At 32.9% G+C, this 14060-nt stretch carries 11 protein-coding genes; 9 read left to right on the forward strand and 2 right to left on the reverse strand.

Annotated elements, in window-relative coordinates:
* Positions 1 to 19: 19 nt before the first annotated feature.
* Both O5O44_RS00390 and O5O44_RS00395 read left to right on the forward strand, forming a co-directional pair.
* Positions 20 to 376: a bleomycin resistance protein gene (locus O5O44_RS00390; protein WP_289195289.1), complete on the forward strand. Its 357-nt coding sequence runs from the start codon at positions 20 to 22 to the stop codon at positions 374 to 376.
* A gap of 63 nt (positions 377 to 439) precedes the next feature.
* A complete protein-coding gene (locus O5O44_RS00395) occupies positions 440 to 1978 on the forward strand; it encodes a sugar porter family MFS transporter (RefSeq protein WP_289195290.1) in 1539 nt (512 codons plus the stop codon).
* A 139-nt stretch (positions 1979 to 2117) separates the two neighbouring features.
* Here O5O44_RS00395 and O5O44_RS00400 read toward each other — a convergent pair whose 3' ends face one another.
* Positions 2118 to 3458 carry a deoxyguanosinetriphosphate triphosphohydrolase gene (locus O5O44_RS00400; protein WP_289195291.1) on the reverse strand — a complete coding sequence of 447 codons (1341 nt, stop codon included), beginning with the start codon at positions 3456 to 3458 and terminating at the stop codon, positions 2118 to 2120.
* A gap of 159 nt (positions 3459 to 3617) precedes the next feature.
* Here O5O44_RS00400 and O5O44_RS00405 point away from each other — a divergent pair, with 159 nt between their 5' ends.
* The 3 genes from O5O44_RS00405 (at position 3618) to O5O44_RS00415 (ending at position 8309) form a co-directional block, all read left to right on the forward strand.
* Positions 3618 to 4004 carry a carboxypeptidase-like regulatory domain-containing protein gene (locus O5O44_RS00405; RefSeq protein ID WP_289195292.1) on the forward strand — a complete coding sequence of 129 codons (387 nt, stop codon included), beginning with the start codon at positions 3618 to 3620 and terminating at the stop codon, positions 4002 to 4004.
* 286 nt (positions 4005 to 4290) lie between these two features.
* On the forward strand, positions 4291 to 7095 hold the full coding sequence (locus tag O5O44_RS00410; RefSeq protein ID WP_289195293.1) for a TonB-dependent receptor: 2805 nt from the start codon (positions 4291 to 4293) through the stop codon (positions 7093 to 7095).
* 41 nt (positions 7096 to 7136) lie between these two features.
* Positions 7137 to 8309, forward strand: coding sequence for a beta-helix domain-containing protein (locus tag O5O44_RS00415; RefSeq protein ID WP_289195294.1), 1173 nt, complete (start codon positions 7137 to 7139; stop codon positions 8307 to 8309).
* 74 nt (positions 8310 to 8383) lie between these two features.
* On the opposite strand, the gene O5O44_RS00420 is transcribed toward O5O44_RS00415, so the two are convergent.
* Positions 8384 to 8704, reverse strand: coding sequence for a toxin-antitoxin system YwqK family antitoxin (locus O5O44_RS00420; RefSeq protein WP_019386752.1), 321 nt, complete (start codon positions 8702 to 8704; stop codon positions 8384 to 8386).
* Between the two features lie 384 nt (positions 8705 to 9088).
* Here O5O44_RS00420 and O5O44_RS00425 point away from each other — a divergent pair, with 384 nt between their 5' ends.
* The 4 genes from O5O44_RS00425 (at position 9089) to O5O44_RS00440 (ending at position 13998) form a co-directional block, all read left to right on the forward strand.
* The gene (locus tag O5O44_RS00425; protein ID WP_019386753.1) at positions 9089 to 10291 is read left to right on the forward strand and encodes a porin; all 1203 of its coding nucleotides are present in this window, start codon (positions 9089 to 9091) and stop codon (positions 10289 to 10291) included.
* A gap of 72 nt (positions 10292 to 10363) precedes the next feature.
* A complete protein-coding gene (locus O5O44_RS00430; protein WP_289195295.1) occupies positions 10364 to 12640 on the forward strand; it encodes an inorganic phosphate transporter in 2277 nt (758 codons plus the stop codon).
* A gap of 83 nt (positions 12641 to 12723) precedes the next feature.
* On the forward strand, positions 12724 to 13005 hold the full coding sequence (ppnP, locus tag O5O44_RS00435; RefSeq protein WP_289195296.1) for a pyrimidine/purine nucleoside phosphorylase: 282 nt from the start codon (positions 12724 to 12726) through the stop codon (positions 13003 to 13005).
* A 129-nt stretch (positions 13006 to 13134) separates the two neighbouring features.
* The gene (locus O5O44_RS00440; RefSeq protein ID WP_289195297.1) at positions 13135 to 13998 is read left to right on the forward strand and encodes an OmpA/MotB family protein; all 864 of its coding nucleotides are present in this window, start codon (positions 13135 to 13137) and stop codon (positions 13996 to 13998) included.
* Positions 13999 to 14060: the final 62 nt, after the last annotated feature.

Below are 14060 nucleotides of genomic sequence, written 5' to 3' on the forward strand. Positions count from 1 at the left end.
CTTTAATGCGATATATATCATGCTAACCGATATCAACCCGAAATTGCCCATGCGTAACTTAAATGTTACTAAAGCATTTTACATAAACAAACTTGGGTTTAATGCTTTTGGCAACACCGAATACGAGGATTATTTGATGTTGAAAAAGGATGAAATACAGATTCACTTTTTTTTATTCAAAAAACTGAATCCTAAAAAGAATTACGGTCAAGTTTATATCAGAACGAATGCTATTGACGCGTTTTACCAATCTTTATTAGACAACAATACCACGATTCATCCAAATGGTAAATTAGCAACGAAACCATGGGGACAACGAGAATTTTCGATACTTGACCCAGACCATAATTTATTAACTTTCGGGCAAAGTTTGTAGATAGAAAATAATATCTTCGTTTTTTGTAAATATTGATTTAACCAACTAAACTTCCCATTAATTATGTCTAAAAAAATTATATTTATAGCTTTTGTAGTATCCTTAGGTGGGTTCTTATTTGGTTTTGATGCTGGTATCATATCCGGAGTTATGTCTTATGCATCGCCAGAGTTTAACTTAACTGAAGGGCAAACCGGTTGGGTTGTAAGTTCACCATCTTTCGCTGCAATGCTTGCAATGCTTATTTCAGGTAGGTTGAGTGATATTTTGGGCAGAAAAAAAATACTTATTGCAGTGGCTTTTTTGTATGCTTTGTCTGCACTTATGTCGGCCTTTGCAAGCTCTTACGAAATGCTTTACATAGCTCGTATTATTGGTGGTTTAGCATTTGGTGCTGCACTTGTATTAGCACCAATGTACATTGCCGAAGTATCTCCAGCAGAAAATCGAGGCAAGTTGGTAGCGATTCAGCAATTAAATATTGTTTTTGGGTTTTTTGCAGCTTTTTTAAGTAATTACCTTTTTAATAAGTACAATACACCAGAAAGCACTTTTTTAACTGATGACAATGTTTGGCGTTGGATGTTGGGTGTGGAATTAATTCCTGCTTTGTTGTATTTCGCTGCGTTATTTCTGGTGCCTAAAAGTCCGCGTTGGTTATACCTAAAAAATAAAATTGACGAAGCAAAAATAGTTTTAAATCAAATTCACGGACCAGAACGAAGTGCATTGGAAATAACAACTATTGAAAATGCAATTAAAGCAGAGAAAAACAAGGATAAAGTAATCATTAAAGACTTACTAAAACGGTCATTACGTTTTATACTTGTTGTAGGTTTAGTTGTTGGTGTACTACAACAAATTACTGGGATAAATGCGGTTTATTTTTATGCCACTTCTATTTTCAAACAAACAGGAATTGGTACTGATGCATCCTTTTCGTCTGGAGTGTTACTAAGTACTATTTCGGTAATTTTCACTTTTGTGTCTATGTATTTAATTGATAGAATGGGAAGAAGACCATTACTTTTAATTGGCACAGCAGGAATTGCAGCAAGTTTATTATTGTGTGCCTATAGTTTTAGTGGTGCCACTTATAAATTAACTTCGGATAAAATTTCGCAACTTCAGTTTGAAGAATCTTCTCAATTAATGCCTTTAGTAGATAAGGAATATGATAATGACATTGACTTTAAAAACGATATGAAGCTAACTTTGGGCAACCAAGTTTATTTGAAAAACGACGGTGCCATATTAGAGGTAGCTACGTCTATGAACGCTACCTTAGTTTTAATTGGAATTTTAGGTTTTATAGCTTGTTTTGCGTTTTCTTTAGGTCCAGTTATGTGGGTTTTATTGTCTGAATTATTTCCAATAAAATATAGAGGATTAATGATTGGTTGTATTGCCTTTATAAACTCTTTTATTAGTGCTATGGTTCAGCTTATTTTCCCATGGGAGTTATCTGTTCTTGGTAATGCAACGACCTTTTTTATATTTGGAATGATTGCGTTTGTTGGATTTTTTGTAATGCTAAAAATACTTCCAGAAACCAAAGGAAAATCGTTAGAGCAAATTGAGTTAGAATTGGTTAAAAATTAAGCTCGTTATTTAATTTTAACCATGCGTTAGGGATAGCAGTGAAAAGCCCACAGCGAGGAACTAAGCGAGGACTTGTAATGTATAGCCCGACCCTTGTGGTAACCTGCCTGCCGGCAGGCAGGCGCACCAATTTATTTTTTTAAAAACTAATCCCTTTTATTTTTTTGTACTCTAAAATAGCTTTACTATCTGAAAGTAAAGACACGTGATAGCATACACTGGATAAGCGATTGTATAAACTAGTATTAGTGGTTTTAACGCTTTTTGGAAGGCCTTTTAAAATGAGCTTGTCGTAATTTGATGCAGTATTGTTGTAGTTGTTGTTTACTGCGGTGGTGTAGGTATTTAGTAATGCGTTGATGACGCCGTAACCTGCAATTTCCTTATCGACCACCTCGGTAGATTGGTAAATATTCTCTACACTAATTTTTATGATATCGTTTATTTGGGCTTCGTATTTACTTTTATCAAGTAATGCGCAATCAAAATCGCCATTTAAAATAGCATCTTCATTTTTCATAAAAATATCAACGGCCTCATTAATTAATGTGCCAATGGCTAGGGCTCGTAAATAACTCACCCGATCTTGTTTGGTGGTAAGGGCGTAATAATTTTCGGTTTTTATTTTATCTCTTACGATATTGATGAGATACTCTAGCGCGAATTCTTCTTGGATCAGACCTAGGTTAATGCCATCTTCAAAATCGATAATGGTGTAACAAATATCGTCTGCGGCTTCAACTAAGTAAGCTAAAGGATGCCTTGAATAACTTTCTGCTTTTTGACTTCGTTTATTCAGACCCAATTCTTTAGCTACCTCAACAAACCCTTCTTTTTCACTTTGAAAAAACCCATATTTTTTATCGGCAATATGCTTACTTGGTTTTTTTGGAAGCGATTCTTTAGGGTATTTTGTAAAAGCGCCAAGTGTTGCATAGCTAAGTCGGAGTCCGCCTTGGCGTCCTGCCCTACTCTCGGTAAGGATTCTAAAGCCATTAGCATTTCCTTCAAAATCGCATAAATCTTGGTATTCTTTGTCGGTTAGTTCACTTTTATATTGTTTACCAGCTCCGTTAATAAAAAACTCGCCTATCGCTTTTTCGCCAGAGTGACCGAAGGGCGGGTTGCCAATATCGTGCGCCAATGCTGCCGCTGCAACTATGGCTCCAAAATCGTTGGCTTTATACCCATGTACACTTTGTAAATGCGGGTGTTTTTCTAATAATTTCTGACCAACCCGTCTACCTAAAGAACGCCCAACAACGCTAACTTCTAAACTGTGTGTTAAACGCGTGTGCACAAAATCGGTATCAGACAGTGGAATGACTTGGGTTTTATCTTGAAGGCTTCTAAATTCTGAAGAAAAAATGACGCGATCATAATCAACTTCAAATCCTAAACGGGTTTCGTCTTGTTCTTTTCTGATGCGTTTATTAGTGTCGCCAAAGCGTTTTAAAGATAGTAATTGTTCCCAGTTCATGGTGAAATTTTATGAGGAAGCAAGATAACATTTCCTATTAAAAATTAAACATAAAATCGCTTAACATTAAGGTAACATTTTAATCATAGTTGTTTAATGATTTGGTAACACCTTAAACCACTTACTGAAGTATTTTTGTCTTGAATTAGAAAATAATTGATGAAACACATTTTAACAATAACTTTAATTTTATTATCAGCCGTTGCGTTTGCACAAAGTACTGGTTCAGTAAATGGTAATTTATTAGATTTTGAATCGAATAACGAACCTTTAATTTTTGCGAAGGTTAAAATTAAAGAAACTGGAGCCGAAATATTATGTGATGAAAAAGGTTTTTTTAAGTTTGAAAACTTAAACGAAGGCACATATACTATAGTAAGTAGTTTTACAGGATACCAAACTAAAGAGACTAAAATAACAATAGCATCACATAACACAACTTCGGTAAATATTATTTTAGAAGCCGATACAATATCGTTAGAAGATTTAGTTTCTGTGATGGCCAGTGCTGATAATCAAACAAAATCAACAGCATTAAATAATTAGTTAGTTGAAAATCATCGTTTCAAAACGATAGATTTAATTTAAAAAGCAATTCTCAAGTAAAATGAGAGTTGCTTTTTTTTGTACCTCTTAATTATACCAATTCAGTTTGTGTTAAGAACATTGCTTTTTTGACTTATAGTAATGTTAATTCAATGTAAACAACTCAAGATTTTATATTGTATTTGATAACATTAATCTAACGCTTTTATGACTGTTCTTTAAAGTTAAGGTAACACAGATTTTACAGTATGATGGTTTCTTTGCACCAAGAAATTTAAAATAAATAATGAAGAAAATTATATTACTTTTTGTACTGTTCTCAACTTTAATGTCGTTTGCACAAAACACTGGATCGGTAGTTGGAACACTAACAGATAAAGAATTTAATGATGAGCCCTTAGCTTTTGCTAACGTATTAATAAAAGGAACTACAAAGGGAACAACATCGGACTTTGATGGGGTCTATAAAATTGAAAATTTAGAAGTTGGAACTCACATTTTAGAATTTAGCTTCGTAGGTTATGAAACTCAACAAATAAGCGTTTCCATTATTGCTGGAGAAGTAACAGAACTTAATGTAGCGATGAGTGCAAGTGCCGCTTCTTTAGATGAAGTTGTAATAACAACTACAACTAAAAGAGAAAGCGAAACAGCTTTATTATTAGAGCAAAAGAAAGCTGTTGAAATAAAACAGAGTATTGGTGCTCAAGAACTATCAAGAAAAGGTGTTAGTGACGCTGCTGGCGCAGTCGCTAAAATTTCGGGAGTTTCAAAGCAAGAAGGTTCAAGTAATGTTTATGTGCGTGGTCTAGGCGATAGATATTTAAATTCTTCAATGAACGGTTTATCATTACCTTCTAATGATGTGAATAAAAAGAATATCGATTTAAATTTATTTTCATCGGATGTTATTCAAAACGTATCTATCAGTAAAGCCTATGCCGCCCAATTTTACGGAGATTTTGCTGCAGGTAATGTGGATATTACGTCAAAAGAACATACTGGTAGCTTCGCTGTAGATGTGTTTTCTGGAACTGGATTTAACACCAATGCCATAAACAAAAACTTTGTACGAAGCGAGGGTTCTGGTTATTTTGGATATTATGGTAGATATGCGCATAACCCGTTTGCAATTATTTTATCGCATGGCGTAGACCCGGTTAATGTAGATACTCCTGTAAATGTAGCATATGGTGCTTCAATAGGTAATTCATTCAATTTTAATAATGGCTCAAAATTAAGTGTTTTTGTAACTGGTAGTTTTGAAAATAGTTATGAATACCGAACTGGTAAGAATGTAGATTTTACAACAGTTGAGAAAAAAGCCTTTGACGCTTCAGAAGAATATGAATACGCCACAACCACCAGTGCTATGGCAAATGTAGGCTATAAAATAAATAGCGATAATCGCATAAGTTTTAATTCAGTTTTCATAAACAGTTCTTCAGATGAAGTAGGTTATTACGGGATTGATGGAAACGGAAGAAATAGAGATGCTATTTTAAATACCGATCAAGGTTTCTACCAACAAAACATTCAGTTCGATCAAACTAGAATGTTTGTAAACCAATTATTAGGAAGCCATAAATCTGGTAAGCTCGAATTGGATTGGGGATTTGGATATAACAAGGTGTTTTCAGATCAACCTGACAGAAAGCGTTTTAGTGTTGAAAATTATCAATACGCATTGGATAATGACTCAACTACAAACCCAACGTTTTATAGTAATGTAGTTTTTGATAACCAACGATACTTTCAAAAAATTGAAGACGATGAGTATAATGGTCGTTTCAATTTAGCCTTCAAACCTAACGATAAACTAAAGTTTAATTTAGGGTACAATGGCCGCCATAAAACGAGACAATTCAATAACATAAGATATGGTTATGATATTGTAGACGGTGATTACCAAATTACCGATGTTAATAATTTCGATGCGATTTTCAATCTTGACAACCTAAATCTTAATGATGCATCAAATGGTATTTACGAAATTAAAGTTATAAATCCTTATCCAACTTTATCAAACACCAATAGACCAGGTCTATTTGAAAACTCATACAACGGAAATCTTAATGTTTACGCAGGTTATGTAGATGCCGAAATTAATGCTGGAGATAAATGGTTATTTGTACCTGGTGTAAGATTGGAAAGTTTTGAGCAAAATATTTCTTATGATGTTATTAATTTGGGTAACAATGGTGTAGATTCAAAATCTTCAAAAGAAACGTTTATATTACCAAGTTTAAACATTAAATACACCTTAAACGATGACCAAAATCTGCGTTTATCTGCAAGTAAAACAGTTTCAACCCCAGAATTTAAAGAAATTGCACCCTTTGTCTACGAAGATGTTTCTACAAGAATAGGTGGAAACCCAGATGTATTGGGTTATTCAGACATCTTAAATATCGATTTAAAATACGAGTGGTTCTTTAGTAAAAATGAAATCTTCTCTTTTGGAGCATTCACAAAACAAATAGACAACCCAATTAATTTAGTTGTGGTTGGTGATGCAACAGGAACTCAACGTTATGTTCGTACTGGAGACCAAGCAACTATTTATGGTTTTGAAATTGAATTAAGAAAAAACCTTTTGGTTGATGAAGACGATAACGCAAATTTATCATTTGGTGTTAACGCTACTTACATGAAAACCAAACAAGATTTATATGAAACCATTGATGGTACTTTCGATTTAGCTTTCAATAGAAATGAGGACGAATTACAAGGTGCATCGCCGTTCTTGCTTAATGCTGATATTAGCTATTCGCCAACATTTAAAAACTACCAACCTGTTGCCAATTTAGTATTCTCTTATTTCTCAGATCGTATTGATGCATTGGGCTCTGGAGACTTAGGAAACATCGTAGAAAAAAGTGTACCGACCTTAGATTTTATCTGGAAAAATACCATCAAAGAAAACTTCGAAATCAACTTTAGTGCTAAAAACATATTAAATCCAACCATTCAATACGTTAGAGAAGATCAAAATTTAGGGGATGTTCTAGTGGTATCTGCCAACGGAAAAGGTGTTACCGATTACAAGCGAGGTATGAATATAGGGCTTCAACTTAAATACAATTTTTAAATATAAAACTTAATCAAAAAATTAAATTAAAAACGATAACAATGAAAAAACAATTAATCTTAGGCATAGCATTAGTTTCAATGATATTCTCATGCTCTACTGACGACACTGCAGATATTATTATAAATGATAACAGTGTTACTAACAACACTTCAGGTGGCGGATCTACAGATCCTCAAACTATTTTCTTATCTGGAACATATACTGAAGATTTAACTTTAGACGCGAACATAACCTATAAATTAAATGGATCTTTAATCATGGCAAGCGGAACAACATTAACTATTCCTGCCTGCATGACTATAGAGGCTTTAGCTTCAGGCTCAAATGTTTATATCGCCATTTCCCAAGGTGCAATGATAATAGCAAATGGAACAGCCGATTGCCCAATTGTATTTACATCTGACGCTACAAACCCACAAGCTGGAGATTGGGGAGGATTAATTTTATTAGGAAATGCGCCTATAAACTCAGTAACAGGAACTGCTACTGCAACTTCAGAAATTGCGAGTTTACCTTACGGAGGAAATGTTGCAGATGATAATTCAGGGTCTTTAAACTACGTTCGAGTTGAGTATTCTGGTGGTGCTGCAGATGGACAATCAGAAAATAACGGATTTTCTTTTTACGGTGTAGGTAGTGGTACTGTAGTAAATTATATTCAAGCTTATGCAGGAAAAGATGATGGTATTGAGTTTTTTGGTGGAACCGTTAACGCAAGTTATGTGTCGGTTATCAATGCTGAAGATGACTCAGTGGATTGGACTGAAGGCTATTCTGGAACGTTAACTAATGTTTACATTTCAAACAGGGCTTCAGATGATAAAGCAATTGAAGCAGATGGCTATAATACAGACTTTAGTAATGCCACAGGAATTTTCTCTAAACCAACTTTAAATAATGTAACTATAGTAGGCGAAGGTTCAACTAATTCTTCTGAGGCAGTAAGACTTAGGGCTGGAACTCAAGGTATATTCTCTAACATTCATATTACTGGTTATGCCGAAGGGTTTGATTTTGATGATGAAGATACTGGTAATGGCGTAGTAAGTGATGATTTACAAGTAACAGGCGTAACTTTTGTTGATGTAACAACTAAAATGAAGAATGATACAACGGTAATTTTTACTGATGCAGATTTCTATACTGGCGAAGGTTCTGCAACCGGAACAGACTATGCCACTTGGGGAGCCAATTGGACCTTTAGTAATTAAATTATACAAGCCTAATAAAAACCAAAAGCATCCTAAATAGGATGCTTTTTTGTTTTGTACGTCTTTATAAGTAATTACATAGACGCGACATTATTAGTATAATTGACTTCTTTTTTAACTCCGTCAATCCAATAAATCCATTTGCCGACTTTTTTACCATTATCATAATTTGCTGAAACTGATTTTTTGCCTGCTGTATCAAAACTTAACCATTCACCGTGTAATTTACCATCTAACGTATAAGTTCCAGTTTGACTTACAACGCCATTGTCATGATAGTAAACAACTTCAATTAAATTGGTGTCTTCATTAAGCTTTAAATCTCTCTTTTGCTTTTCTTGAGCAAAAGAAACCACAGTAATTAAAAAGGCAAGAAATAAAATAAATTTCTTCATAATTATGGGTGTTTAACATTATACCCCAAAGATACAAATTACATAACCTTAAAGCAACACTTAATTAACATTAAGATAACATTAAGCTTGTATTTATTTGATTCACAGTTTGTTAAAATAAAAGATTTAACATTGGAAAGTTAATAATTAATTAATATTGAGATTACATTAAGATTAACTAAAAATTAGATATTTGCTTCGTCTTGAGACAAAAAATTAGTATTTCATATAATCTATTAGTTTTTGTCGACTACATTATCATGATTTCTAATGAGACTGCCTTAGGCCAAGGCAGTCTTTTTTATGCAAAAATTTAATAGTTAGGAAACATTGAGTTAACATTAGAGTTGTTTATTTGCAACGACAAAAATTAATGATATACTAATGAAATTAAAAATTACCCTAATAGCACTTTTTTTGTTTGCTATTAACGTTACCGCACAAGAAATCAGTGATACTTCTTTTGGAAAAGGATTAATTAACTTCACTGCTAAAGACAGCTCTTTTAGTGTAAAATTTGCACCTCGTTTTCAGGTTCGTTCTATATCTTCTTGGGATCATGATGGAGACCAATATGGAAGTCCAGAACACAACTTTATTGTACGTCGTGCTCGATTAAAATTCGATGGTTTTGCCTATAGCCCTAAACTTAAATATAAAATTGAGTTAGGCTTATCAAACAGAGATATCTCAGGAGCTAATGATTATAACAGAAATACCCCACGTTACATACTAGATGCCGTTATTATGTGGCAATTTGCTGAAAACTGGGAACTTTGGGCAGGACAAACTAAACTTCCTGGAAATGTTGAGCGTGTCGTGTCTTCGGCAAATCTTCAACTTATTGATCGTTCTTTATTAAACAGTCGTTTTAATATAGATCGTGATTTAGGAATTCAACTCCGTCATAAATCCAATTTAGGAGGCAACTTCTTAATGCGTGAAAAATTTGCAATTTCACAAGGTGAAGGGCGTAATGTAACTGAGGGGAATGAAGGAGGATTACAATATACTGCCAGACTAGAACTTTTACCTTTCGGGGCTTTCAAATCTAAAGGAGATTATAGTCAATCTGATTTAAAACGTGAAGCAAAACCAAAATTAATGTTAGGCTTTACCTATAACTATAACCAAGACGCGGTTAGAGAAAGAGGTTTTGCAGGTGATTATATGGAAAGAACGGACGGAACAATTTACGAAACAGACCAGACGACCATATTTGCAGATGCGATGTTTAAATTTGATGGATTTTCATTTATGGGTGAATATGCTAAACGTACCGCAGATAATGAAATTGCTACAGAAGCTGATGGTGTAACACCTACTGGAGATATCGTTTTAACTGGTAATGCTTTAAATTTACAAGCTGGTTATTTATTTAAGAGTAATTATGAACTTGCAGCTCGTTTTACTACGGTTGAATTCGAATCAATTACAAGTACTTTACCACGTAAACAATATACAATTGGTTTAAATAAATTTATTGTTGGTCATAAATTAAAAGTACAAAGCGATTTAAGCTATACTACTATTGCAGGTAACGAAGATAATATTACCTTTAGGCTTGGTTTTGATTTACATTTTTAATTTAAAAAAATAACAATTACGTAACATTTCAGACCTTAACAGTCAAGATATTTGCAAAATATATAAGTAATTATGGAAAATTTGTACACATTCATGTTAATCGCCATTACCATATTAGCCGTAGCTGATATCGTTGTAGGTGTAAGTAATGACGCAATTAACTTCTTAAACTCAGCAATTGGTTCTAAAGCAATCTCTTTAAGAACCATAATGATTGTTGCGAGTTTAGGTATTTTTATTGGAGCTGTTTTTTCAAGTGGTATGATGGAAGTTGCCAGAAAAGGTATTTTTATTCCTGCTCAATTTGAATTTGGCGAGCTCATGTTAATTTTTATGGCAGTAATGATTACTGATATTCTGCTATTAGATTTTTTCAACACACTTGGGTTACCTACATCTACTACTGTATCTATTGTATTTAACTTATTAGGTGCTGCCGTAGTGATGTCTATAATCAAGATTAGTGCTTCAAGTGAAGAAACTCTAGCAGATTTAGGGAATTATATTAATACAGAAACTGCCCTGACTATTATTAGTGGAATTTTACTTTCTGTTTTAATAGCCTTTACAGTTGGAGCGCTTGTTCAATGGATTTCTCGTCTTCTTTTTACATTTAACTATGAAGGTAAAATAAAAAAGTTCGGTATCTTTTTTGGAGGTTTAGCATTAACTGCCATTACCTATTTTATTTTCTTAAAAGGATTAAAAGGAACGCCTTACTATAAAGAATTAAAAGGACTTGTAGAAGGAAACGAATCAATGATTATTCTTGGAAGTTTTGTTTTCTGGACTTTGTTTTCATTCATTTTTGAAAAAATTACTAAAAAAACCGTTTTACTTGTTGTTATTGGTGTAGGTACCTTTGGACTTGCATTAGCATTTTCTGGTAATGATTTAGTAAACTTTATTGGTGTACCAATGGCAGCATATCACTCTTATGAGGCTTGGATAGCTAATGGTATGGATTCTACAATGTCTATGGCTGTGTTAGATAAGAAAGTACCTGCAGAACCTTTATTACTATTTATTGCTGGAGCTATAATGGTAATTACGCTATGGCTTTCTAAGAAAGCAAAAACGGTAGCAGAAACAGAAATAAGTTTATCAAGACAGGGTGAAACTCATGAAAAATTTGAGCCTAATGCGCTATCAAGAGCTATAGTAAAAGGTTCAACGAGTTTATCACAGTATTTTAGTGCCATTATTCCAAATTCTTTACAAAATAGTATAGGGAATAGCTTTAAAAAATCTGATGTTATTCTTACAAAAGATCAAAGTATTGACGCTCCTGCCTTTGATATGATTAGAGCTTCAGTTAACCTAATGGTTGCTGGTGTATTAATTGCTATTGCAACTTCAATGAAATTACCTCTTTCTACAACTTACGTAACTTTTATGGTTGCAATGGGTACGTCTTTAGCTGATAAAGCTTGGGGAAGGGAAAGTGCTGTTTACAGAGTAGCTGGTGTATTAAATGTTATTGCTGGGTGGTTTGGAACTGCAATTGGAGCTTTTGTAGCTGCTGGAACTGTTGTGTTTTTAATAAACTGGAATCCTCAAGTAATGACTCCAATATTATTACTAATTACAGCTTTCTTATTATATAGAAACTATAAATCGCATCAAATCAGTTCTTCAAAAGTAGTAGAAGAAGATAGTTTAAAAGCAACAGGAAGTAGATCTGTGCAAGGTGTTATTCACGAAAGTGCAAGTAATATTGCAAACGTTGTTAAACGAGGAAATAAAATTTATAGCAATGCTGTAAATGGTTTAGCAAAACAAGATTTAAAAATGCTTAAGAAAAATCAAAAACAAGTAGATAAATTATCTACTGAAGTTGATAACTTACGTGATAATATATTCTTCTTCATTAAAAACTTAGAAGAAACAAGTTTAAGAGCGAGTAGTTTTTATATCAATATTTTAGGGTATTTACAGGATATGACACAATCTTTAGAATACATCTCTAAAGTTAGCTATAAGCATATTAACAATAATCATAAAAAGCTTAAGTTTAGTCAGATTAAAGAACTTAAGGAAGTTGAAGAAGCTTTGGAGGATTTATTTAACAATGCTAAAACAGCTTTCGATACGCATTCATTTGAACATGTTGGAGAAATTATTGAACGTAAAAAAGTAGTTTTCGATTTAGTAACTGATAAGATTAACAAACAAGTATCAAGAACTAGAACCGAAGAATCTAGCCCAAAAAATACAACTCTTTACTTTAGTATTTTATTAGAAACAAAAGATTTACTAACGGCAACAATGAATCTTTTGGAAGAATATTACCATTCGCATGACGCTTCGGTAAAACCCGCCAAACTACCTGAAAACGCAGAAGAATAATTATTAAAATATAAAATTCATTATAAAAAACACCTCAATTGAGGTGTTTTTACATTTAGAACTTAAACACAAAATTTTAATTTATGATTTCAACAAATGAATATTTTAATGGCCATGTAAAATCTTTAGGTTATACATCTGAAAAAGGAAAATCTACTATAGGAGTCATGGAAATAGGTATATACGAATTTGGAACATCTACTCATGAAACTATGGTAGTCATAGAAGGTGAAATGGATGTTAAACTTCCTGGAAGTTCCAATTGGGTAACTTTTAAATCAGGCGAATCTTATACAGTTGATGCCAACGAAAAGTTCCAGGTTAAAGTCCCAGTTCAAACTTCATATTTATGCCAATACAAATAAGTTGTTCTAGGCTTGAAATCTATTATATAAAGCATCTTTTAAAAAGATGCTTTTTTTTACAAAAAATTCACATTTCAACATCTATAAATCAACTTTAAACGTACATAATAAAAACCTAAAGTTATTATTATGAAAAACATTTCAATTTTATTATTAATTACAGTATTCACCTTTTCGTGTGTTTCAAAAAAGAAGTATCTAGCCTTACAACAAGAAAATGGTGAGATTAAAAGTGAATTACAAAAAACACAAGTTGCTAAAGAAGATTTAGAAGCTAAATTTGAACAAATTCAAACTCGTGTTGATGCTTACAATTCTAAAATCGCATCTCTTAAGCTAGAAAACGATTCAAAATTAGATGTTGTTGAAGGTGTTGCTTTTATGTCGAACAACTCAAAAGCTAAAATGCGTGAAACTTTACAACACGTTAGCGCTGAAAAACTAGCTAACGCAAAAACACTTAAAGATTCAATGAATTTAGCTGTTGCTTATAACCTTGAAAAAACGATAAGCGAAAGTAATATGAACGAAGATGAAGATTTTGCAGTAAATATTAATGAAACTGTTGTAATGATTTCTATTGCTGATAATATGTTATTTAATAGTGGTAGTTATAGATTAAGTTCTAAAGCCGATAATGTTTTAAAGAAGTTAGCAGACGTTATTAACTCTGAGCCAAGTTTAGATGTTATGGTTGAAGGGCATACAGATTCTAGAACAATAAATACAGGTCACATTACTGATAACTGGGATTTAAGTGTATTAAGATCAACTTCTGTTGTTCGTAAATTACAAGAAGAATATAACGTAGCTCCTGAAAAGTTGATTGCAGCAGGAAGAAGTAGTTACCAACCTATCGCTGAAAATGATTCGGCTGAAAACAGATCGAAAAACAGACGTACAAGAATTATCATTCTTCCAAACATTGATAAATTTTTCGCTTTAATGTCTGAAAACAATGAAGCAGTAGCAGAAAATACTATATTAGATTAATTAATCCATTTTAATGTAATACGAAAAGCATCCTTTTACGGGATGCTTTTTTGTTTCTAAAA

It is taken from the genome of Algibacter luteus (genome assembly GCF_030344935.1).
In the GTDB taxonomy this organism is placed as follows: Bacteria; Bacteroidota; Bacteroidia; order Flavobacteriales; family Flavobacteriaceae; genus Arenitalea; species Arenitalea lutea.